Below are 20,851 nucleotides of genomic sequence, written 5' to 3' on the forward strand. Positions count from 1 at the left end.
GGGTCATATCCCCATAGCTGAACCCTCGGCGGGTTCTTGACGGAATGCTCAGCAGAATCAGGTCATGCTGGTAAAGAACTCGATCTCCTTGGAGTCGGGGGTCAGCGTGACGATTGCCTTCTTGCTGGCGGCAGTGTAACCGCCGTGCATTCCCTGACGGCGCCAGCGGCCACGCACATTGATGGTGTTGACCTTGGCAACCTTGACGCCGAACAGTTCCTCGACCGCCTGAGCGATCTCAACCTTGGTGGCGTCGGTAGCGACCTTGAAGGTGTACTTCTTGTCAGCGATACCGGCCATGGAGTTCTCGGTGATGACGGGCGCGAGAACGATATCCTGTGCAAATTTCATCAGCCCAGTACCTCCTCAAGTTTCTTGGCGGCTTCCAGGCTGATGATCATCTTGTCGGCGTTGACAACGTCGTAGGTGTTCACGCTGGAAGCGGTGGTGGTTTTCACGCCCGGGATGTTGGCGGCGCTCTTGACGAACTTGGCATCGACGGTCTCGTTGACGACCAGGTTCTTCTTGCCGGCGCCGACAGCGGCGAGCATGGCAACGACGGTCTTGGTCTTGTACTCCTCAGCGGTCATCTTGTCGACAACGATCATGTTGCCGGAGACAGCCTTGTCGGACAGAGCGGAGAGAACCGCCAGACGCTTGACCTTCTTGTTGATGCGGTAGCTGTAGTCGCGGGGCTTGGGGCCCAGGGCGACGCCGCCGTGCGTCCACTGGGGAGCGCGGATGGAGCCCTGACGTGCATGGCCGGTGCCCTTCTGGCGCCAAGGCTTCTTGCCGCCGCCGCGGACTTCCTTGCGGATCTTGGTGTTCTGAGTGCCCTGGCGCTGGTTGGCCAGGAAGTTGACGACTGCCTCGTGGACAGCCTTCTCGTTCGGCGTAATGCCGAAGACGGCATCGGAAAGCTCAACGGTGGAAACCTTCTTGCCGTTCATATCGACGACATCAAACTGTGCCATTGTGTTTTCCTCCTTTACGCTTTCACGCTGTCGTGGATGGTCACGACCGAGCCCTTCGCGCCCGGGATCGCACCCTTGATGGCGATCAGATTGTTCTCGGCGTCAACCTTGACGACGATGAGGTTCTGCACGGTGACACGCTCGGCGCCCATGTGGCCGGGCAGCTTCTTGCCCTTGAAGACACGGGACGGAGTCGAGGTGGAACCGTTGGAACCGGCATGACGTGCAACGGGGCCGGTGCCGTGGCTCTCGCGCAGGCGATGCTGGCCGAAGCGCTTGATAACGCCCTGGTAGCCCTTGCCCTTGCTGATGCCGACGACATCAACATGGTCGCCTTCAGCAAAGATGTCAGCCTTCAGGATGTCGCCGACGTTCACGCCGGAGATGTCCGCCAGGCGGAACTCGCGCAGGGTGCGCTTGGGGGCAACGTCAGCCTTGTCGAAGTGACCCTTGGCGGCCTTGTTGACCTTCTTGGCGGAAACTTCGCCGTAGCCGAGCTGGACAGCCTGATAGCCGTCAGACTCTTCGGTCTTCTTCTGCACGACGGTGCAGGGGCCGGCCTCGATGACGGTCACAGGAACGACCTTGCCGTTGGCGTCGAACAGCTGGGTCATGCCCAGTTTCTTGCCGATGATACCTTTTTGCATTGTGTAAATCCTCCCTGTAAAGGTTATTGGTTGGTGGGGTGGCCCATCAACATGACCTCTCCGCAGCGCTTGGCATTTTGCCAGGCCGCTGTTGCTCTGTGTACCTTACCTGCCGGCGGTCAGCGGAACACGGCCGCTCGGACCGGCTTGTTTTTATAAGGTAGTCAGTGCATCACAGCTTGATCTCGATGTCAACGCCGGCGGGGAGCTGCAGGCTCATGAGAGCCTCGACCGTCTTGTTGGACGGCTTCAGAATGTCGATCAGACGCTTGTGGGTGCGGGACTCGAACTGCTCACGGCTGTCCTTGTACTTGTGGACGGCACGCAGAATCGTGACCACTTCCTTGTCGGTGGGCAGGGGGATCGGGCCGGACACGCGGGCGCCGGTGCGCTTCGCGGTTTCCACGATCTTGGCCGCTGCTGCATCGATCAGGGATGCATCGTAGCTCTTCAGACGGATTCTGATTTTTTCTTTGACTGCCATTGTCTTCGCCTCCTGAATGAATTTGTTGCCTTAGGCGAGCCGATAAATCACACACGCTTCCGGGTGTTCAACCCCTTTGCATGAGAAAAACCGGTGAACCGCACACGCAGTTCCCCCGGAAAGAATCTCCGCAAAGTCGATTGGACATTGGTCCGTGCCGCAGAATGCAGCGCCGTACGTATCCCTTCGCATTCGTAATTCTTTCGCCCGGTTCTAAGATCGGACATACTCCGCGGAAAAACCCGTGCTCATCGCACGGCAACCTCCCGCATCAACGCATATCGTGGCTTGTGTTGAACGGATGTTCTTCACAAGCCGTTCGCAGCCGAGAATTATAATACCACACGCTGCCCGGTGTTGCAAGCCCTTTTTTAGCATTTTACCAAATTTTTTTCAAAAAATTTGGTGTATGCCACCCTTGACAGGGAACTTTCCACCAGTTCCGGGCGATTTGTTCAAAATTCGCCCGATTTTTCCATTTTTCGGCAGGCAGACGGTATTTTTTCAGCTTTCTCAAGCCGAGGTGTATCATATCACACCTTTTCCCAAAAGAAAAGCCCCGCCGGAAGATTTTTCCCGGCAGGGCTTTGCCTTATTCCTTTTCTCCGTTGGCTGCAGTCGGCGGCAGTCGGCAGACAGCCGAAATCATTTGCCCTTCAGGCAGGCAGTTCACTCTGATGCCAGCCGGTGGCGTCCTTGATCCACAGGGTCGTACCGTCCCAGGCGACGCCGGAATGCTCACAGGGGATCACTTCCCTGCCGGTACCGTCCAGCAGGCCCCAGCTGTCGCCCTGACGTACTGCCACGTAGCCGTTCTGCATGGGGGCGGCGTAGGCGGGTTCCGCTGTCCAGTCCCCCGTGTCGGGGTCGCGCAGAGCATCATAGGTAGCATCGTAGACATACTCCGTCCCGTAGCTGAACTCCCGGTCGATATAACTCCACTTGCCGTCGGTGTTCTGGATGGGCGCCATCTGCTCGTCATAGAAGTAGCCGGCCAGCTGGATATTGGCAACGCCCCTCCTGTTCCCCGCCTTGTCGGCGTAGAAATAAATCTCCTGATTGCCGTTTCCCATATCTGTGACAATGGGGTCGGAGGGATAAACAGGGTCGCCCTCCTCCCCTTCCTCGTTGGCATCGTAGCAGGGCAGCAGATCCCCGTAGGTCTCCCACATCTCGTCGGTGATCTCGACAATGTCGCCGGGGCCGTCGAAGGAGACATAGGCTCTGAGCGCCCAGGGGTCATAGGCATGGATATCCCGCCCGGGGGCATCCAGGTCATAGAAGAAGGTGATCATACCGGCACCGTGTCCGGGGCAGACGATGGGTTCTCCTTCCGCTTCCAGCTCCGCCGAGATGGCATCCTGCTCCTCCCAGCCCATGCCGGAAACGCTCCACGTCCAATGGCCTTCCGGGGTACACCGTCCCACCGGGGAATCGGCACGACAGGGCAGCACTTCCGTACCGTCGGCACGGATGAGCCCCCACTTGCCGTCCTTGGAGACGGTGAAGTACCCCTCCTGCACGCTGCTGGGAGTGTTGTACCCCGTGGCCACGTTGCGCATCTCATCATAGTCCAGGCCCGGCTCCCCCGCCGGGGTAGTTTCCGGTTCGGGCGTGGGGGTAGGCTCGCTCGTCTCCGACTGGGAGGACGGCGGCTGGGGCGTGGGCGTTGCGGCAGGCGTCGTCGCCCGGGGCGCACAGCCTGCCAGCAGGGCGGCCACCAGCAGGACGGCGGCGGCTCTTGTATACTTCTTCATAGAGGGACCCTCCTTCTTCTCTTTTATACTTATATTATATATAGGATGCTTACACGGCCAGGGAGGCCTCCGCCACCCGCCAGCCGTCGTCGGTCTGTACCAATCGGATGGTATGCCATACTGCCCGGGCAGGGGGCGCCCCTGCGCCGGCGGCCTCGGCAGACTCGATGCCCAGGAGCCCGAACACCAGACTGCCGTCGGGCTGGGTCTGGGGCTCAGTGCAGAGTTGGGCCAATACCAGAGGATTCGTCCCCCGCTCTCCACCGCCGAATCGAAGTTCGTCGTTTTCCCCGGCCATGTAGCCGATATAGCAGCGATACTGGGTATTGTAGCCGCCGCTGGCATACTGGGCGGCAAGTTCCGGCGTGAATACCGATTCCAGATAGGCTTTCAGCTCACTGTATCTGGTGAAGCGGGCGCCATCCACCGCCTGATAGAGCTCGGCGCCTTTGTCGTTTTCCACCGGTTGTGCCGGGGCATAGCCCAGTCGGACGTTATAGTGCCACAGAAAGTCCATCGCTTCCGCCGTGACGATGCTCGCCTGTTCGTCCAGAGATGCAGGGACATAGTACAGGCGGCTGCCCTGGTAATCCTCCCATGGGGTGTTGATAAGGACGACGCGCTGCTGGCTGTCGGGCAGGGTGTAATCGGTGTCCACCAGCAGATCATAGGCCAGGAAAGTTCCGTCCTCGCCCGGCTGAACCTCCGGGTTGAGGGTTTGCAGTTCGGACACTTCCATGCCCAGCGCATCCGCGGCCTGCTGCCAGGTCACACGCTCGCCAAGGTCTACCCGCAGGGGAAGGCTTTCGGGAAGATCCGCCCCGTTCGGCAGGCGTACCAGCGTTCCCCACATGGAATATTCCGTCACTTTGCTGCCGCCCGCCCAGTCAGCACACAGAATTGCCCAGCTGCCGTCCTCATTTTGCCGCAGGGTGTAAGCCACCGACTGATAGGGCTCCATCCACAGACTGTTTCCTCCCCGGGCCATGGTCAGGGTCCAGGTCCCGGCGGAGGCTTTTTCTGCAAAGTCGATCATCCGGCAGTTACGGTTGCCGTCCCCCGGGCTGGCTGCCAGCGAGAAGGTATCCGTCTCCTCATCATATATGCTGCCCCAGCCCTCCTGGGTGAACGCTGCCTCGTAAGGATCTTCAAAGGCATACAGTTCCGTCCCGAAGGCATCCCGCACCTGAACTGCCAGATCGGAAGCCTTCCAGCTGCCGGTGTTGTCTGTCTCCGTGCCGCGCATGGCGGCAAAGGATGCCGCGTAGTAGGCGGTTGTGAGGGGCGGCAGGTCGTTGGCATCTCCCCAAGGCTGTGTGGTGACCCAGTTACGGAAGGACCGGACATACGTGAGTGCCTCCTCTTCCTGAGGGCGGTAGTTTTGCTGAGGGATCATGGCGGAGACACAGCCCGACGTGACATAGTACCCGTTGCCGAACTCCAGGGCATAAGTAGTCTCCCCCACCGGCAGCGGCGTGCTGCCCGATTCCGCCACCGAGATGGTCAGCCACAGGGGTTCGTCCGTCCCACCCGAGAAGGAGAACCCGTTGACCACCAGACCGTCCAGCGACTCAAAGGGGAAAACATCATCCACTGTGGTTTGCTTTCCCTCCGCATAGGACAGGTCGGTATATCCGCAGGCCGCGGCTGCGCCTGCTGCGTCGTTATGATACAGCGCCGCCGCCAGAGCATATGCATTTTGCAGGCAGGTGGCCTCATCGGTGCCCATGCTTTGCCAGGCACTGTCCGGGTATCCCGCACCGGTGGCATTGGCCATGGCCTGCTCGTAATCAGGGCAGGGGCCGCGGGTGGCTGCGGGCGCCGGTTGGGACTGGGAGGTCGTTTCGGTGGTCGGGGGTTCCGGCGTCACGCTGTCCTTTCCGTTTTGTGCCGGGGCGCAGCCGCTCATTGCAGCAGCCAGCATCGCCGCGGCCAGAAAAGCAGCTAGCAGTCGGTTATATCGTGTCACAGGTCCGCACCTTCTTTCTTCAGTTGTCAGGGAGAACAGGTTCCGCTGCTCTGTGCCGCACTGCCCGTCCCTTGCCGTTACAGGGAAACATAGCGGCGGGAGCCTGTTTTTACCGTGTGCTGTGGGAAAAAATTCTGCTTTTTTCACGGTCTTTCTACGCTCATTATAGCATACGAAAAGTACAAAAAAAGGCCCCGGCAAGGCTTGCCGGAACCTTTTACAGTACAGACACAGTTCGGACGAATTTGGCACCTTTACAGCGCTGCGAAGCGCCGCTCCCCCGCCGTTGCCAGCCACTGGGCAAGCAGCAGGCAGACCGCCGCCAGGGCAATGCCGCACACAAGCAGGTAGACTTCCACTGTGAGCAGCGAGGCCAGCGCCATGTAGAGCAGTATCCCCACGCCGGCCAGCCCCATGCCGCCGAAAATTCCCAGGAAGGCCGCCATGGACTGTTTGACCACCATGGTGTCATTGGGGGCGTCCAGCTTGGGGAACAGCAGGTTGATAGCCACGCCTGCCAGGGACACCGTCCCCGAAAGTCCCGCGCTGGCAAACAGCAGCGCTGCTGTCTGCAGTGCCGTAAAGCCCAGCGACCACTGCAAAAGCAGGATACACACCGCCGTAAGAGGCCAGCCCACCAGCACATTGAACCAGGCCTTGACATACAGGACCGTCTTGCCGGGCAGCGGCAGAGACTTGAGCAGCCAGAGGCACCGGCCTTCCAGGCTGATGGAAACGCTGGAGGTGGACACCGTGGCCAGCATCAGACAGACCGCAGCGGCCGCCACACCATAGCAGTCGGCCGGGGTCACAGCAAGGCCAAATTCCTGCTCAAACAGGGCAAGCAGTGCATCCCGGCGCACGCAGGCCGCCACCGCCCCTACAGCAAGCATGACCAGCCCAAAGCTGGTGTTGAACAGGTAGATGGATGAACCGAAGTAGCGGGTGGCCTCCTTTTTCAGCAGAGCAGTCACAGGCGCACCGCCCCGCTGCTCCACCATGCGGAACTTGCTGCGGGCCGCCCGGGCATTCATGCGGGAGAGCAGCCTGCGGTAGGACCGGCAGAGCAGTGCCGTCACCGCCAGAAAGGGCAGGATGCAGACCAGCGCCAGGAGCACCAGCGACACAAGGTTGCCGGTGCAGGCATCCCCCATCAGTCCAAAGAGAAACAGCGGGCCATGGAGCGTAGCGTCGATGTCCTGACGCATATCCCCCACGCCCTGAAACAGGTCCCCCATCCGGAAGGAGCCAACCAGGATCAGCATGAGGAAAATCAGATAGCCTAGGCTGGCAAACAGAGAACTGTGCCTAACCCGGGAGGACAGCCAGGTCACGGCAAAACCTACCAGTACGCCCAGCAGTGTGGGCGGCAGCGCTCCCAGGATGGAAACCGGCACCGCCAGTGCCACCGCGGCGGCTCCCGCCGGGCCGCCGTTGAAGCAATAGACCAAAGCCATGGGCAGCAGGACCAAAGCGGTGATGAACAGGTTTTCCAGGTAGACGGCCAGAACCCGGCAGAGCAGTACCGCGTAGTCGCTGACAGGCAGCGAGAGGATGATGTCGTTGTCCTTGCCGCCGAAGAGCATGCCGCCCGCCGCAAAGACCGTCAGCAGGAAGGCCATGAGCACAGACAGTACCGACATCATGCCGGGCAGCAGGTCCAGGGCGCCGAAAAGTTTCAGTCCCATGGCAAGGGAGGCACTGTATGTGAAAGAGAGCATCAGGCAGAGGAACGCCACAAGGCCAAGTGCCGCTCCCGCCGATGCCGCTTGCCGGCGGCTGCCTCTGCCCGCTATGGCATTGAGCATTTCCAGCAGGCTGAGTTTGACCAGGGCTGCAAAGGCTTTCATTGCGCGGCCTCCTCCCGTTCCAGCTGCAAAAAGACTTCCTCCAGATTGGAACGTCCCACGATCTCCGCCGTGGGGCCCGCCTCAATGAGGCGCCCTGCCCGCAGGATGGCCAGCTTGTCGCACAGCTTTTCCGCCACTTCCAGTACGTGGGTGGAGAAAAACACCGCCCCGCCTTCGTCGCACAGTTCCCGCAGCATGGTTTTTAAGGTATAGGCCGCGGCAGGGTCCAGACCAACGAAAGGTTCGTCCAGAATGAGCAGCCTGGGCTGGCGGATAAAAGCCGAAATCAGGGCCAGTTTCTGCTTCATGCCGTGGCTGTACCCGCCGATGGCCCCGCCCAGGTCTTTCGTCAGTTCAAAGGCGTCGGCATAGCGGGCAATGCGGGCGGTGCGGTCCGCCGAGGAAATGCCGTAAACATCCGCAATAAAGTTGAGGTAACGGATGCCGGTCATGAAATCGTAGAGGTCGGGGTTATCGGGCAAAAAGGCCATGATGCGCTTGGCCTCCACCGGCTGGGTACGGATGGAGTGGCCTCCCACGGTGATCTCCCCCTCTGTGAAGTCCAGAACCCCGGCCACCGCCCGCAGCGTGGTGGATTTGCCCGCGCCGTTGTGGCCCAGAAAGCCGTAAATTTCCCCCGGAGCCACATGGAGCGTCAGGTCGCGCACCGCATAACGGCCGGCGCCGTAACTTTTGGAAAAACCGTCAATCTTGAGCATAGAACTATGCCTCCCTTCGTGCGCCGCACGGCGCACTGCCTGGCCCGGAGCGGGAACGTGCAAAGGGACTTTCCCCTATGCTGCTTTCTCGGTCCGGGCGGGTTTTAACATTTAGACAATCTTCTAAATGTTACCTCATATATACACCCCGTCCGAGGCTTTGTCAAGTATTTGTCAAAAGTTTTTTTGCATCCGCCTGACACAAAAAATGCCACAGAAGGACGCTCCTCCTGTGGCTTGGCGCAGTGCACGGCTTATGGCACATGCCTTAACGCCGGGTATTCTCTTTCAGCTGCTCTTCCAGCCCCGGGCGCGGTGTGACATAGACGGTGGTGTACACCTCATACAGCACCATGCCCGGCTTGGCGCCGTTGGCTTTCCAGATGTTTCTGACCTCGGTGGTATCCACCGCCACCTTGGCGCCGCCGTTCTGGCTGGAATGGAGCACTGCCAGCTCGGCGGCCTCCTGACGGGTGGTGTCGGGGATATCCCGCCCTTCGCTCATTACCACGGTGTGGCTGCCGGGGGCTTTCTGCACATGGAACCACAGGTCCTTGCCCCGGGCAGTGTGCAGAGTCAGGCGGTCGTTCTGGGCATTGTTGCGGCCCACAAGAATCTCAAATCCATCGCTGGAACGGTAGCGCAGGAAATCCGCAGGCTTCTGCTTTTTGTCCCGCTGCTTGTAGTACTTGAGGTAGCCCTGGCTCTTGAGCTCGGCACGGATCTCCCCCAAAGCAGCCTCTCCGGGAGCACTCTCCACCTCATACAGGACGGTGCCCAGATACTCGATCTCCGCCTCCCCGTCCACCAGCAGTTTTTTCAGCATCTCGCCGGCAGTCTGCTTTTTCTTGTAATCCCGGAAGTATTTCTGGGCGTTCTCGTTGGGTCCCAGGCGCGGGTCCAGGGGGATAGTCACATCCTCGCCGGTATAATAGTTCTGCACTGTGACCTGCCGGTCCCCTTTATGGATGGCCCACAAATTGGCCTGCAGCAGTTCGCCGTATAGACGCAGCCGTTCGGCTTTGGTGCTCTGGGCCAGTTCCTCCCGGCGGGCGGCCTGCTTGCGCACCGCGCGCTCGTGCATGTTGTGCACCGCCTTGTACAGCTCCCGGCTCTTCTGGCGCAGGCGCTCGGCCCGGTCCTTGGTGGCGTAGTAATCCTCCAGCATCTCACTGTAGCTGGGATAGGTGGTCACCCGGGCATGGGGACCGTACTGGCGGGGTTCAAAAAAGCTGAATTCCACCGGCTTCTCGCTGCCGTCCGGCTGGGGCAGGCGCACCGCAGAGGGCACGCCTCCCGCCGCATGACGGGCGCGCAGCTCGTCAAAAGCTTCGGCCAGGGCTTTCTTTTGGGATTCATCCAGCTCGTCCGCCAACAGCGAGGTATCTCCGCCGAAGGCCATCCAGGCGGCCTCCCGCATGACCACCGGTCCCACGCCGCCCACCGTGCGGGTGAGGGCATCGGCCGGGGGAAGATCCTTCTGGCAGGCAGCAGACACCGCCTGGGCGCCGGATATCTGCAAAAAGTCCGGCTTGGCCGGTTTGGGCGGCAGGGTGTAGGGCAGCCCGGGCAGCAGCTGGCGGATGGCGCTGTCCTCAAAATCCACCCGCTTGAGGGCGTCGATGATGCGGCCATCCTGCACCAGCACCAGATTGGAATAGCGGCCCATCAGTTCGGCGGCCAGGGTGTTGACCACCAGGTCCCCCATCTCGTTGGTGCAGCGGAAGTCAAAAAACACGATGCGGTCCCCCGGCTCCATATGCACCGACACCAGCCGTCCGCCGGTCAGGTGCTTGCGCAGCAGCATACAGAATCCCGGCGGGGTGGCAGGGTTTTCAAAGCTTTCCTGCGTCAGGCAGACCCGGGCCGAACCACTCCGCGCCGACAGCAGCAGCCGGAAGGTATCCGTCCGGGTGCGGAGCAGCAACAGCACTTCGTCCCGCGTGGGCTCAAATATTTTGTCAATGCGCGCTTCCAGCAGCCGGTCTTTCAGTTCGGCTGTCACAAGCGCCAGCGTTGCGGCGTCAAGCGCCATTGTCTTTCCCTCCTCGTTTCGGGTTCGGTGGTCCGGCCGCGGCCGGACGGCGGGAAGTTTTCTCCCTCAGAGATAAGTAAACGGGTCTCTGTCCGCCCGGGATACCATTACGGCAATCTCGGGGAAGGCCTCACTCAGCCGGTTGGCCAGCACCCTGGCGATGGGCCGCTCGGTTGCCCAGTGCCCTGCCGTCACCAGTCCCATGCCAAAGCGTTTTGCATCGCAGGCTGCATGGTGGTTGGCCTCGCCGGTGACCAGGCAGTCAGCCCCCAGGTCAAGGGCTTCCTTCCAGTAGCTGCCGCCCGCGCCGCTGACTTCCGCCAGGCGCAGGACGGGATGATCGGCCTCCACATAGCGCACACCGGGGCCAAGGGTGGTCTCACACAGTTCCGCCAGTGCCTTTGCGCTGGTGGCATCCACGGTGCCGATGCGTCCGCAGCCGTCGGCAAAGGAAATGGTATCCCGCATGCCCAGAATGTCGGCCAGGGTATCGTTGACACCGCCGGGGGCAGCATCCAGATTGGTATGCATACAGATGGCCGAAACGCCGTCCTGAAGCAGCAGCGCCGGAAGGTCCCCCGCCGTGATCCGCTTGATGGGGTCGAAAATCACCGGATGATGAGAGACGATCAGCCGGCAGCCAAGGTCGACCGCCTCCTTCACCACATCGGGCGTGATGTCCAGTGTGGTCAGGATGGCATCCACCGGTTGCCCGGCATCCACCAGCAGGCCGACGTTATCCCAGGATTCGGCCAGCTCCGGCGGCGCCATGCGCTGCATCTCTTCCAGAACCTGTTGTACCGTGATACTCATGTGTTTCCCTCCAATCGTCGGATCAATCCGTCCACTGCCTCCGCCTCGGGGCCGGGAGCCAGGCCAAGGCGGTATTTTTTCAGTTTGGGGTACTGCTGAGCGCAGTAGTCCCCAAAGCCCGGCTGTCCTGTTGTCTTACCCGTCAGGCAGAACCAGGCATCGGGGGTATGGGTGTTGCCGTCATACCGGGCGTTCATTACCGAGTACCAGCGCCCGGCAGCAAAAGCCAGGGTCTCCTCCTGCAGGGCAAAGCCCCGCCGGGCCAGACCCAGCCGAAGCAGGCTGTGCTTGGTGGCCGGCACCAGCACCAGATTGTAGCGTCCGTCCGCCACCCAGGGAGCTGCGTCCAGGATGTCCAGAATGGTCTCGGCCCCCATACCGGCTATGATGATGTCGTCGGCCTCCCCGGGAGCCAGTACCTCCAGCCCGCTGCCCAGGCGGCAGTCCACCCGGTCGGCCCAGGGCGCACACCGGCGGCGGGCTTTTTCCAGCGGGTCAGGGCGAAGATCGCATGCAAAAACCCGCGGGCAGCGTCCGCTGCCCGCGAGCCACGCACTCAATTTGCCGTGATCGCATCCGATGTCGGCCGCCGGGTGTCCGGGCCGGACATAGGCCGCCGCAGCCGAAAGCCTGGCATCCAGCACAGGCAGCCGCGGATTACTGCTTGTTGGCAAAGTAGTCATTGAGCTGAGCGATGAGAGCGTCGGCATCCACACCGTGGACAGCGCAGGCTTCCTCAACGGTCTCGCCGTGGGCCGCCATGCAGCCCAGGCAGTGCATGCCGGTGGCCAGGAAAATGGGCACACAGCCCTGCTCGGGGTCGTTCTGAAGGATCTGAGCGATGATGGTATCTCTCTGAACAGTCATGATTACATATTCCTTTCTCTGTGAAAAGCAATTTTATATGACAGCCTGCCAGGATGCGTAGAGGGCGTATCCCTGCAGGATGACAAACGATGTGAGGCAGAGGACGGCATACACGGCTCCCCGTCCCAGGCTGCGGCGCAGGCAGCAGCTTTTGTTGGAATGCACCAGCACCAGAACCAGCGGCAGTACCGGCAGCCAGTAGCGCCCCTGCACCCCAAAGATGGTGGTGTAGTTGATGGGCGTCCAGCTGAGGGCCGCAAAGAAGGTCAGGCCCACCACGCACAGAGCGATCAGCCCCGTCCACAGGCGGGTGCGCGGGGCAAGACGGGCGGTCTCATCCTCGGCAAGAGGAAGCGCCGCTGCGGCCAGTGCCGCCAGCAGGCCAATGCCCAGCAGCCAGCTGACCTCCACACGGTAGACAATGGGCTCGCCCAGCACCGTGCCCAGGACGCCCTGCAGCCACAGTGCCCCCTGCTCCGCCACTGAGCGCAGCAGCAGTTTGATGGTTGCCGGGACATTGCGGCAGATATACCCCGCCGAGAAAGTATAGATGGAGTCGCCGTTGGGCTGAATGCCTTCCGCCAGCTGCTCCGGCGTGAGGCCGCCCCACATATGGGTCAGCCGATAGAGCATCACCGGCACAGCCGCCAGCACGCAGAGCCCCGGCACAAGGAAAAAGATCTTTTTGGCCCTGGGGTGCCGTCTTACATTCCAGTATACGATCCCCAGCAGGACGGCGGCTGTTGCCAGAGCAACGCCGCCCTTCACCAGGCCGACGTTGTCCACATCACGGGTGGCATAGAGCAAAGCGCCCATATTTGCCTGTCCCCAGAACAGCAGGGCCAGCAGCAATCCTGCCGCCTTGACGACGGTTCCCGGGCGCAGCTGAATCCCCTGTGTCCCGCCAATCCGGTAGCGCTTGTCCGGGCGGCCAGCCTTCCAGTCCAGATTTACCGCCGGGATAATAAGGCAGAGAAGCACCACAGGAAGGTAAATTGCCTTGGCCGGACCAATGCAGGCCGTGAGAATCAGCAGTGCCGCCAGTTCCCCGGGGCGGGCTGCATGCCGCCGCAGAGCAAAGCACAGCGCCGTAAAGGCATAGCACATTCCCAGGACCAGCGCATCGGCGGAAAGGCTTCCGGCCAGCTGCAGCGACATGGGCAAAAGCGCCGCTGCCGCAAAAAGCCACCGCTGATTTTTGGCCGCCAGGCGTACTCCCAGCGCCGACAGGGCAAGATACAAAACCAGGTTGCCCAAGCGCCCCATCAGAAGCATGGCAAAAAAGTTGAGGCCCAGCAGTCGGGCAAGGGCGATGCCCGCCGTCTGGCCAAGGTAAAGATACCAGATTCGGCCGGTCATGTCCACCGAAATCTCGGTGCGGGTATCCGGCACACCGCCGCCCGGTTGGGCAAGGCCTTTCCCCATGGTCTTGTAGGCAAAGATGCCGATGTCTCCGGTCCGGTCTCCAAAATAGGGTGCATCACAGGCACGGACCAGAAGGGTGCCGTCCTCCGACAGCACCGGCTGCCCCAGCAGCCTGCCGGCATACTGATACGCCACCGCAAGATGGGTGTACTCATCGGGGGCAACCAGCGACGGCGTCACCACTGTAAACGCCGCTCCCAGCAGGCCGCCGCAGATCAGCATAGCCAGCACCGGGCGGGCTTTGCGTCCCAGCAGCAGCCAGAATCCCACCGCCACGGCGGCGAGAATAAGGACCGCCGGGATCAGCAGCACCCTGCCCGACCAGTTGCCGGAGTAATCCGCCACATACTGCAGGGCTATGGTTGCATTCAGGGAACCGTTTTCATCGCACAGAGCCATCTCGTCCACCTGGGCGTCGCTGGCCCAGATGCCCACCTTACAGCCCTCATCCAAACCGCCGATGGCTCCCGTCCACAGATACAAAAGCAGCGTTTCGTCCTGCTCCGGCGTGTACGGTTGGGAAAAGACAAAGGTCTCAAATGTGTTGTCCCGCAGTTCGGCACACAGAAGCTCTCCGCGGGCCAGTTTTCTTCCGTCGGTGGAGTACAGTTCCACTGCCATGGTGCCTGTGGAAAAGGCATGATTATAGGTCGTCACATCCAGCCGCACACCGTACAGTGTCTGCCCGGCCGACAGATGGATCGTCTGTGTCAGGATCTCCGTCTGCTCCTCGGTTTTTGTGGGGATCTCTATGGTGCGGGAATAGTCATCGTTGATGATCTCGTAAACCGGCTGATCATTCACCGACGATGCCAGATCATAGTGTACCCAGGCAGCTGCCAATATACAGACCGCCACGGCCAGCAGCCAGCCGAACCACAGGCGGTGCCGACAGAGAAACTCCTTGACCTTTTCCATAATGCGGTTCCTTTCCCGTTGCTCCCAAACTGTTGCATACAGGGTTTATGATATCACAGTGCGGATAAAATCGCAACCGGGCGCAAAGTTCAGCTGTTTTTGCGGTAGAGATACCAGACGATTGTGCCCTCTCCCCCGTCGTATTCCGCCTGCGCGGTGAGGGAGTAGTCAAAGCGCTTGTCCAGAGCCGGGTCGAGAGAGACGGCATAGTCCACCGCTCCCGACTGCATCAGGGCATCCTGCTGTGCCTGCTGCTCCGGCATGGGCAGGTTGGTCACACAGAAAAACCGGCAGGGCGGCTGTACCCCTGTGACCGTATAAAAGCCGCCGTCCAGCGTACCGTAATTGAGCAGTGAGCCGCCGTCTGCCTGGATGATCGCCGCAAACTGATACTGCGGCAGTGCTTCCGCCGGGCGGAGCATCTGCCCCACATTATGGCAGGTCAGCAGGCAGAAGGCCAGCGCAGCCGCGCCACCGGCGGCAGGGAGGGTCTTTCGCAGCCCTTTGCCGGGCAGGCGCACTTTGCCTGCCGTCCGGACGATGGGGACAATGCCGGGGGCTGCAAACACCGCAAAGGGTAAAAAGTAATAGACGTGATAGGCTCCCTTGGCAAAACTTGTGGCAGCCAGCCCCAGCGCCAGCACTGCTGCCGAGGCTGCGGCATCATACCGGCGGCGAAGCACCAGCCATCCAAGGCCCAGCGCCGCCAGCACCGCAAACAGCGGGGTGTCGTGGCAGCCCCAGTAAACTTTCTGCACGATAGCAAACAGAGCAGCGGCAACGCCGGCGGTCTCTTGCCCTCCCCCGCTGTACAGGAAAAGGTTGTCCCCGAAATAGACACCGAAGAAATCTCCCAGCGCATGGTTCCATCCAAAGTAGACAAGCCACGGTAGAGTCGAGAGCGCCATACCGCCCAAGTAGGCGGCACAGCTGAGACCCAGCTGCCGCAGCCAGCCCGCCCGCAGGTAGAGAACGGCAAGCACCAGCACCCAGCCCAGAAAGAACCCCATCATGGTAAACTTGACCCACAGCACACATCCGGCCCCAAAGCCAAGAACCCCCACCCGCACAAGGGACAGGGGGCATCGGTCAGGCTGCGGTTTTGCTGCGAAGGCCAGTACCTCATACAGGGCCCAGGCCAGCAGGGGCAGGCAGAATTCCTCGGCGCTGCCGCCGTGAGCAAAAGCCTGTCCCGCCGCTGCGGCAGCCCCCACCGGCAGCACCCACGCCGGATGCAGCGGCCCGGTGAAAACTTCCGCCGTTCGCAGTGACCAGTAGAGAAAGGCGGCAAAAGCGGCCACCTCCAACACAAAAACCCCGAGGAATCCCGTGTGATCCACACACCAGCCCACCCCATAAATCAGATAGAGCAGCGGCCCTTTATGGTCGAAGACATCCCGGTAGAGCACGCTGCCGTTCATCATGGCCTTGCCCATGGTATAAAAGATGTTGGCGTCCATCCAGTCGTTGAGCGGGTACAGCGGCGACGACTTGGAACAGACTGCCAGAAGCACCGCCGCGGCAATCAGACACCACAGTCCCCTTTTGACCACCGGTGATTTTGCAGGTTGCATTCTGTTTCCCCCCTGTGCATCAAAAGGGCGCGCTGCCCCGGGCATATGCCCAAAGGGAAGCGCGCCCTTTTTGTTGCAAAACGTTTGGCTGCCGATACGGTCAGAAATCAGTTCTGGCGCATCTTGGCGAAGCACTCGCTGCAGTAGACCGGACGGTCCTCGCGAGGCTGGAAAGGCACCTTGCAGGCCTTGCCGCAGCTGGCGCAGACAGCGTCGAACATCTGGCGCTCACCACGGGTAGCGTTCTTGCGGGCATCGCGGCAGGGCTTGCAGCGCTGGGGCTGGTTCTCGAAACCACGGCTGGCGTAGAACTCCTGCTCGCCGGCGGTCCAGACGAACTCCTTGCCGCAATCCTTGCATACTAAAGTCTTGTCTTCGAACATAGTGGGTATCTCCTCTTTGTTTAGTTTTGCCCGCGGAAGGATTTCAACCGACACCTTTGGTTAAGGACCAACGCTCTGAATGTTAAGCTACTGGGGGCATATATTGCCTGGCCTTTTGCAGCCGGGTTCCAAATAAATCATGGCGCGCCGCGCAGCTTGCGGCGGGCACGTGCCAGGGCATTTTCCACTGCTTTGGGCTCACGGCCCAGCAGCTGGGCCGTACGGGCCACCGTACAGCCGTCCATGGCGCAGAACAGCACGCTGCGTTCCAGAGGGGAAAGCTGCGTCTCCATCCGGCGCATCACATCGTCGAAGGCCTCCCCCGCAATGGCAAGCTCCTCCGGGCCCGGCGTGGCCGAGTCCTCCGGCAGCGGCACGCTGGTGTTCAGCGGCGCATGCTTTTTGCGCAGTGCGGCACGGCAGGCATCCTGCTGTGCATGGACGATGCAGGCCGAGGCATAGGCGGCAAAGCCGGTGCCCTGGCCGGGGTCGTAGCTGCGGACGGCATCGAACAGGCCGATCAGTCCCTCCTGCACCGCATCCTCAAAATCGAGGCCGGGAGCCGCACAGTTGGCGGCGCCTCTGCGGATGGCAGGCATCATGCGCGCGATCAGCGCCGCCAGCGAGGTTTCATCGCCGGACTTTGCCTTATCAATCAGCGCGGGGTCCAAATGCTGCATTGCCATGCCTCCTGCCGGGCATCCACGAATGTAATCATTCTACCGTTTGAAGAAAGATTTGTCAACAAATTTTTATAGTCGAAAAGCTTTGTTTCGGCCATATTTCACAAGTTCCGGCAAAAAAAAGGGACGGTGTAACCGCCCCCCTGCCGGGAACAGTCACACCGTCCGATGCCGGGCCGCGGCAGCCGGGCATCAAAGTGCCGGCTGTCCGGACTTCCGGACTCACTGCTTTTTGGAATCGTTGGAGAACAGCTGGTTGAACAGATAAACCAGCGCGATCAGGATGAGGGTGACGATAAAAACACCCATCCAGCCCTGGAGAGACTTCATCAGGACCGGCACAAACGTATCCATATTGAACATAGCGTACCCCTTTCTCGGCTCAGCCGAACAGGGCCAGGATCATGCCGCCGGCAATGACGGATGCGATCTGGCCGGAAACGTTGACACCCACCGCGTGCATGAGCAGGAAGTTCTGGTTGTCCTCCTTGAGGCCCATCTGATTGATGACACGGGCCGACATGGGGAAGGCGGAAATGCCTGCCGCACCGATCATGGGGTTGATCTTTTCCTTGCTGAAAACATTGTACAGCTTGGCAATAAAGACGCCGCCCACCGTGTCGAAGATGAAGGCGATCAGGCCCAGGCAGAGGATCATCAGCGTCTGGGCGTTGAGGAAGCTTTCCGCCTGCATCTTGGTGGCCACGGTCAGGCCCAGGAACAGGGTGATAAGGTTGGCCAGGACTTTCTGGGCCGTCTCGGACAGGCCGTCCAGAACGCCGCACTCACGGATCAGGTTGCCGAACATGAGGAAGCCGATGAGAGCCACACTGCGGGAGGCAAAGATGCCCGCGACAACGGTGATGAAGATGGGGAACAGAATCTTGGTGGTCTTGGAGACGCTCTTCTCCGCGTATTTCATGCGGATCTGACGTTCTTTTTTGGTGGTGACCATGCGGATGACAGGGGGCTGGATGATGGGCACCAGCGCCATATAAGAGTAGGCCACCACAATGATGGCACCGATATACTGGGTCTGCATATAGTTGCCCACAAAGATGGTGGTGGGGCCGTCCGCAGCGCCGATGATGGCGATGGATGCCGCGTCCCGGATGTCAAAGCCCAGCAGCGTGGCCAGGCAGAGGGTGAAGAAGATGCCGAACTGTGCCGCCGCGCCGAAAATCATCAGCTTGGGATTGGACAGCAGGGGCGTGAAATCGATCATGGCGCCGATGCCCACAAACAGCAGCAGCGGGAACAGCTCATTGGCAATGCCCGCGTCAAACAGGACATCCAGGATGCCCACCTCGGTGACGCCGTCAATGACCTGCGTCACCGCACCGGACAGGGGCAGGTTGACCAGAATGGTGCCGAATCCGATGGGCAGCAGCAGCGAGGGTTCCATCTGCTTTTTGATGGCCAGATAGATCAGCAGGGCGCCGATGACCCACATGACAACCTGCTGCCACTGGATGTTGAGCACATTTCCGAATAATGCCTCCATAGAAAAACTCCTCTCACACAAGTGCCGGCGATGTTGCGCCGGGAATGATTTCGCCCGTCCGCAGGGCTGCCGCGGGCAGAGCGATGGCCGCAGTGCGGGAGTGCCTCCGGGCACAAAAAAGACTTCTGCCACAGTCCCCGCCTGCAGGCAGGTATGTGGCAAAAGTCTTGCTTTTTGATCCGGTTGCGGGCGGTTGCCGGTATGTCGCAGTCCGTTACGGCCAGTCGCCGCAAGCTACTCCCTTTTGCACTTTCTATTATGAGAAAATGCCGCCCGTTTGTCAAGAATGATTCCAGGATTTTTTCTTTCAGCTCTGTATATGGACCCGGCCGCCGTACTGCCAGTGTCCGGTCAGATCGGTGGCGGTGAATTCCGCCGCCCAGTTGCCCATGGGTTCCTGGGTAAAACGGGCCTTCCAGCCGTCCTCCGTACGGGTCAGGCTGTCCAGGCGGTAGATCCAGTAGACCTCCTCCAGCTCGGCATCGGTCCAGGGCATATTGATGGGGGTCCAGCTCTGTCCTGCATCGGTGGAAACGTAGACTTCCGGCCAGTTGTCCTCCGTCCGGGTCTCCAGTGAGATCATGACCGTTCCGTCCTCGGTAATGGAGGCACCGCAGATGCTCCGTTCTCCCGGCAGGGTATCGCTTACCGACTGCCAGGTTGCCCCGCCGTCCTTAGTCAGCGAGAGGGCGCGCCAGCAGCCCCCGCCCATGGTCCAGTTGCCTCCGGCCGCCGCCAGCCCCATGCCGTTTGGCAAAAGCTGCGCCACACGGCGGTCCAGGGTGGCATCCTCGGTGCTGCCCAGGCTCATCTCCGACCAGGTGGCGCCGTCGTCCATACTGTAAACCAGGGTGGCATCGTTGCCGCCCAGCAAAAATGCCACCGGGCCGCCCTCCTCATCCGAGATGGAGACGCTGGATCTTGTAATATCGGTATAATCATCCAGGCAGGCCTGTGCAAGGTCAGTGTACTGGGAAGGCAGTGCCTTCCAGGTTTCGCCCCAGTCCCGGGTGTAGCGCAGGCCGGTGTCCGAGACAAACACATCTTTCTTAGTGTAGCTTGCCGGATTGCCCAGCCACTGCTCCGGTTGGGCAGGGGCATAGCAGAAGCGGAGCATCTGATCTCCATCCGCCGCGTCCTCCACCGTCAGCATCCACTGGGGACCGCCGTCCGCCGTGCCGTAAGCCCCCACCGCCGCCTGAGACAGGTCCAGTGTCCGGGGTGCCCCGCTGCGCATATCGACCATAGCCTCCCCCGCCGACGGCCTTGCAAAGGCTGTGAATCCTATGACCAGCCCCTCCGGCATGGTCTCCTGCAGAGCCGCCAGAGGCAGGGCTGCCAGGTTGGCGTTCAGCAAATCCGCCGAGAGGTTTTCATTATACCCGCCGGTGGGATCGTTGGAGTAGAGTGTGCCTGTTGTCCAGTAGGTGAGGACCTGCGTCCCGCTGTTCCAGTCGATGGTGAAGCCGCCCTCGTAACCGGGCGGGGTACCCAGGTAGCGGCTGATCCGAAAGTGTACGCCCCCGACATTGCCCGAAGGGTCCACATCCAGCCGAACTTCGTCCACATTGAACATGGGGCCCATCAGGTTTTCCTGCCGTTTTTCAAGCTCTTCCAGGAGAGGCGTTATCCCTTCCGCCAGGGGGTAAGGTTCGAGCCGGCAGACATTGTCCCCCTCCATGAGGCAGTCCTCTGAATCATTGATACCTTCATCCTCCCAGCCATCTCCGCTGACGGAACTGCCGGTAAAGGTATCCTGCAGCAGCTCTACCGTGTCGAAGATCGTCCAGGTCATCATGCGGCTGCATCCGGTCAGCATTCCTGCACAGAGCAGCACGGCGGTCAGACGCTGCCAGTTCTTTTTCATCTTTCTCCCCTGCCTTTCGGCTCCCATCATACCCCGGGGGAAGGAATTTGTCCAGCCGGAAAAGCAGTCCCTTCTATACTTATATATAAGGAAGCGATTTTCTGACCGGGACAGGCAGATGGCCTTTTGCCGGGAGAGCAAGACTTTCGCTGCCGGATGGCAGTGGTCCGCCGGGTCCTGACCGCGCCTGCCGCCAGGGGGTTGCTTCCGTACACGGTATTCTCTCTTCAGACAGCCCGGGCGGGCGGATTCCACTCCCTGCCATTTTCAAGCTTTCCTGCATGACTCCGTCCAGTCTGCTGTTTTCCAGTATGCCGCCGCGGCATCCATCTTTTCTTCCCAATTAGTCTCGCCATTTTCTAAAATTCATCTGTTTCAAGTT

Annotated in this window: 19 protein-coding genes; all 19 read right to left on the reverse strand. The window is 60.7% G+C overall.

Features of this window, described 5'->3' with window-relative positions:
• Window positions 1-57 precede the first annotated feature (57 nt).
• The 19 genes from rplW to INF35_RS09960 all read right to left on the reverse strand — a co-directional run bounded on the left by rplW (window position 58) and on the right by INF35_RS09960 (window position 20,469).
• Window positions 58-351 carry a 50S ribosomal protein L23 gene (gene rplW / locus INF35_RS09870; protein WP_193502021.1) on the reverse strand — a complete coding sequence of 98 codons (294 nt, stop codon included), beginning with the start codon at window positions 349-351 and terminating at the stop codon, window positions 58-60.
• Entirely contained in the window at window positions 351-974 is a 624-nt protein-coding gene (gene rplD / locus INF35_RS09875; protein WP_193502023.1) for a 50S ribosomal protein L4, read from the reverse strand. Before rplD ends, rplW begins: the two co-directional genes overlap by 1 nt.
• 14 nt (window positions 975-988) lie before the next feature.
• The gene (gene rplC / locus INF35_RS09880; RefSeq protein ID WP_193502025.1) at window positions 989-1,621 is read right to left on the reverse strand and encodes a 50S ribosomal protein L3; all 633 of its coding nucleotides are present in this window, start codon (window positions 1,619-1,621) and stop codon (window positions 989-991) included.
• Window positions 1,622-1,793: 172 nt separating this feature from the next.
• Window positions 1,794-2,105 (reverse strand): 30S ribosomal protein S10, encoded by a 312-nt coding sequence (gene rpsJ / locus INF35_RS09885; RefSeq protein ID WP_193502027.1) that lies wholly within the window; start codon window positions 2,103-2,105, stop codon window positions 1,794-1,796.
• Between the two features lie 656 nt (window positions 2,106-2,761).
• Complete coding sequence (locus INF35_RS09890) at window positions 2,762-3,862, reverse strand: WG repeat-containing protein (protein WP_193502029.1); 1,101 nt, start codon at window positions 3,860-3,862, stop codon at window positions 2,762-2,764.
• A 49-nt stretch (window positions 3,863-3,911) separates the two neighbouring features.
• Complete coding sequence (locus INF35_RS09895) at window positions 3,912-5,831, reverse strand: hypothetical protein (RefSeq protein ID WP_193502031.1); 1,920 nt, start codon at window positions 5,829-5,831, stop codon at window positions 3,912-3,914.
• A gap of 254 nt (window positions 5,832-6,085) precedes the next feature.
• A complete protein-coding gene (locus INF35_RS09900) occupies window positions 6,086-7,681 on the reverse strand; it encodes a hypothetical protein (protein ID WP_193502033.1) in 1,596 nt (531 codons plus the stop codon).
• Window positions 7,678-8,400 (reverse strand): ABC transporter ATP-binding protein, encoded by a 723-nt coding sequence (locus INF35_RS09905; RefSeq protein WP_193502035.1) that lies wholly within the window; start codon window positions 8,398-8,400, stop codon window positions 7,678-7,680. Before INF35_RS09905 ends, INF35_RS09900 begins: the two co-directional genes overlap by 4 nt.
• A 268-nt stretch (window positions 8,401-8,668) precedes the next feature.
• Window positions 8,669-10,435: an Rqc2 family fibronectin-binding protein gene (locus INF35_RS09910; RefSeq protein WP_193502037.1), complete on the reverse strand. Its 1,767-nt coding sequence runs from the start codon at window positions 10,433-10,435 to the stop codon at window positions 8,669-8,671.
• A gap of 66 nt (window positions 10,436-10,501) precedes the next feature.
• A complete protein-coding gene (locus INF35_RS09915) occupies window positions 10,502-11,248 on the reverse strand; it encodes a Nif3-like dinuclear metal center hexameric protein (protein ID WP_193502039.1) in 747 nt (248 codons plus the stop codon).
• Complete coding sequence (locus INF35_RS09920) at window positions 11,245-11,892, reverse strand: class I SAM-dependent methyltransferase (RefSeq protein ID WP_328740697.1); 648 nt, start codon at window positions 11,890-11,892, stop codon at window positions 11,245-11,247. Before INF35_RS09920 ends, INF35_RS09915 begins: the two co-directional genes overlap by 4 nt.
• 13 nt (window positions 11,893-11,905) lie before the next feature.
• Complete coding sequence (locus INF35_RS09925) at window positions 11,906-12,115, reverse strand: DUF1858 domain-containing protein (RefSeq protein WP_193502043.1); 210 nt, start codon at window positions 12,113-12,115, stop codon at window positions 11,906-11,908.
• 33 nt (window positions 12,116-12,148) lie between these two features.
• Complete coding sequence (locus tag INF35_RS09930; protein WP_193502045.1) at window positions 12,149-14,458, reverse strand: DUF2142 domain-containing protein; 2,310 nt, start codon at window positions 14,456-14,458, stop codon at window positions 12,149-12,151.
• Between the two features lie 89 nt (window positions 14,459-14,547).
• Entirely contained in the window at window positions 14,548-16,032 is a 1,485-nt protein-coding gene (locus tag INF35_RS09935; protein ID WP_193502047.1) for a hypothetical protein, read from the reverse strand.
• 107 nt (window positions 16,033-16,139) lie between these two features.
• A complete protein-coding gene (locus tag INF35_RS09940) occupies window positions 16,140-16,415 on the reverse strand; it encodes a zinc-ribbon domain containing protein (RefSeq protein ID WP_193502049.1) in 276 nt (91 codons plus the stop codon).
• A 137-nt stretch (window positions 16,416-16,552) separates the two neighbouring features.
• Window positions 16,553-17,095 (reverse strand): sigma-70 family RNA polymerase sigma factor, encoded by a 543-nt coding sequence (locus tag INF35_RS09945; RefSeq protein ID WP_193502051.1) that lies wholly within the window; start codon window positions 17,093-17,095, stop codon window positions 16,553-16,555.
• A gap of 225 nt (window positions 17,096-17,320) precedes the next feature.
• Complete coding sequence (locus tag INF35_RS09950) at window positions 17,321-17,461, reverse strand: hypothetical protein (protein WP_193502053.1); 141 nt, start codon at window positions 17,459-17,461, stop codon at window positions 17,321-17,323.
• A gap of 19 nt (window positions 17,462-17,480) precedes the next feature.
• Window positions 17,481-18,602: a sodium ion-translocating decarboxylase subunit beta gene (locus tag INF35_RS09955; protein WP_193502055.1), complete on the reverse strand. Its 1,122-nt coding sequence runs from the start codon at window positions 18,600-18,602 to the stop codon at window positions 17,481-17,483.
• Window positions 18,603-18,909: 307 nt separating this feature from the next.
• On the reverse strand, window positions 18,910-20,469 hold the full coding sequence (locus INF35_RS09960; protein WP_193502057.1) for a WD40/YVTN/BNR-like repeat-containing protein: 1,560 nt from the start codon (window positions 20,467-20,469) through the stop codon (window positions 18,910-18,912).
• Window positions 20,470-20,851: the final 382 nt, after the last annotated feature.

Origin of the sequence: Gemmiger gallinarum, assembly GCF_014982805.1 — a bacterium.
GTDB lineage: Bacteria > Bacillota > Clostridia > Oscillospirales > Ruminococcaceae > Gemmiger > Gemmiger gallinarum.

What these genes read in the sequence shown, in the direction of transcription:
- rplW (WP_193502021.1), bottom strand. Translation starts at nt 351, where the DNA reads ATGAAATTTGCACAGGATATCGTTCTCGCGCCCGTCATCACCGAGAAC.
- rplD (WP_193502023.1), bottom strand. Translation starts at nt 974, where the DNA reads ATGGCACAGTTTGATGTCGTCGATATGAACGGCAAGAAGGTTTCCACC.
- rplC (WP_193502025.1), bottom strand. Translation starts at nt 1,621, where the DNA reads ATGCAAAAAGGTATCATCGGCAAGAAACTGGGCATGACCCAGCTGTTC.
- rpsJ (WP_193502027.1), bottom strand. Translation starts at nt 2,105, where the DNA reads ATGGCAGTCAAAGAAAAAATCAGAATCCGTCTGAAGAGCTACGATGCA.
- INF35_RS09890 (WP_193502029.1), bottom strand. Translation starts at nt 3,862, where the DNA reads ATGAAGAAGTATACAAGAGCCGCCGCCGTCCTGCTGGTGGCCGCCCTG.
- INF35_RS09900 (WP_193502033.1), bottom strand. Translation starts at nt 7,681, where the DNA reads ATGAAAGCCTTTGCAGCCCTGGTCAAACTCAGCCTGCTGGAAATGCTC.
- INF35_RS09905 (WP_193502035.1), bottom strand. Translation starts at nt 8,400, where the DNA reads ATGCTCAAGATTGACGGTTTTTCCAAAAGTTACGGCGCCGGCCGTTAT.
- INF35_RS09910 (WP_193502037.1), bottom strand. Translation starts at nt 10,435, where the DNA reads ATGGCGCTTGACGCCGCAACGCTGGCGCTTGTGACAGCCGAACTGAAA.
- INF35_RS09915 (WP_193502039.1), bottom strand. Translation starts at nt 11,248, where the DNA reads ATGAGTATCACGGTACAACAGGTTCTGGAAGAGATGCAGCGCATGGCG.
- INF35_RS09925 (WP_193502043.1), bottom strand. Translation starts at nt 12,115, where the DNA reads ATGACTGTTCAGAGAGATACCATCATCGCTCAGATCCTTCAGAACGAC.
- INF35_RS09930 (WP_193502045.1), bottom strand. Translation starts at nt 14,458, where the DNA reads ATGGAAAAGGTCAAGGAGTTTCTCTGTCGGCACCGCCTGTGGTTCGGC.
- INF35_RS09935 (WP_193502047.1), bottom strand. Translation starts at nt 16,032, where the DNA reads ATGCAACCTGCAAAATCACCGGTGGTCAAAAGGGGACTGTGGTGTCTG.
- INF35_RS09940 (WP_193502049.1), bottom strand. Translation starts at nt 16,415, where the DNA reads ATGTTCGAAGACAAGACTTTAGTATGCAAGGATTGCGGCAAGGAGTTC.
- INF35_RS09945 (WP_193502051.1), bottom strand. Translation starts at nt 17,095, where the DNA reads ATGCAGCATTTGGACCCCGCGCTGATTGATAAGGCAAAGTCCGGCGAT.
- INF35_RS09950 (WP_193502053.1), bottom strand. Translation starts at nt 17,461, where the DNA reads ATGTTCAATATGGATACGTTTGTGCCGGTCCTGATGAAGTCTCTCCAG.
- INF35_RS09955 (WP_193502055.1), bottom strand. Translation starts at nt 18,602, where the DNA reads ATGGAGGCATTATTCGGAAATGTGCTCAACATCCAGTGGCAGCAGGTT.
- INF35_RS09960 (WP_193502057.1), bottom strand. Translation starts at nt 20,469, where the DNA reads ATGAAAAAGAACTGGCAGCGTCTGACCGCCGTGCTGCTCTGTGCAGGA.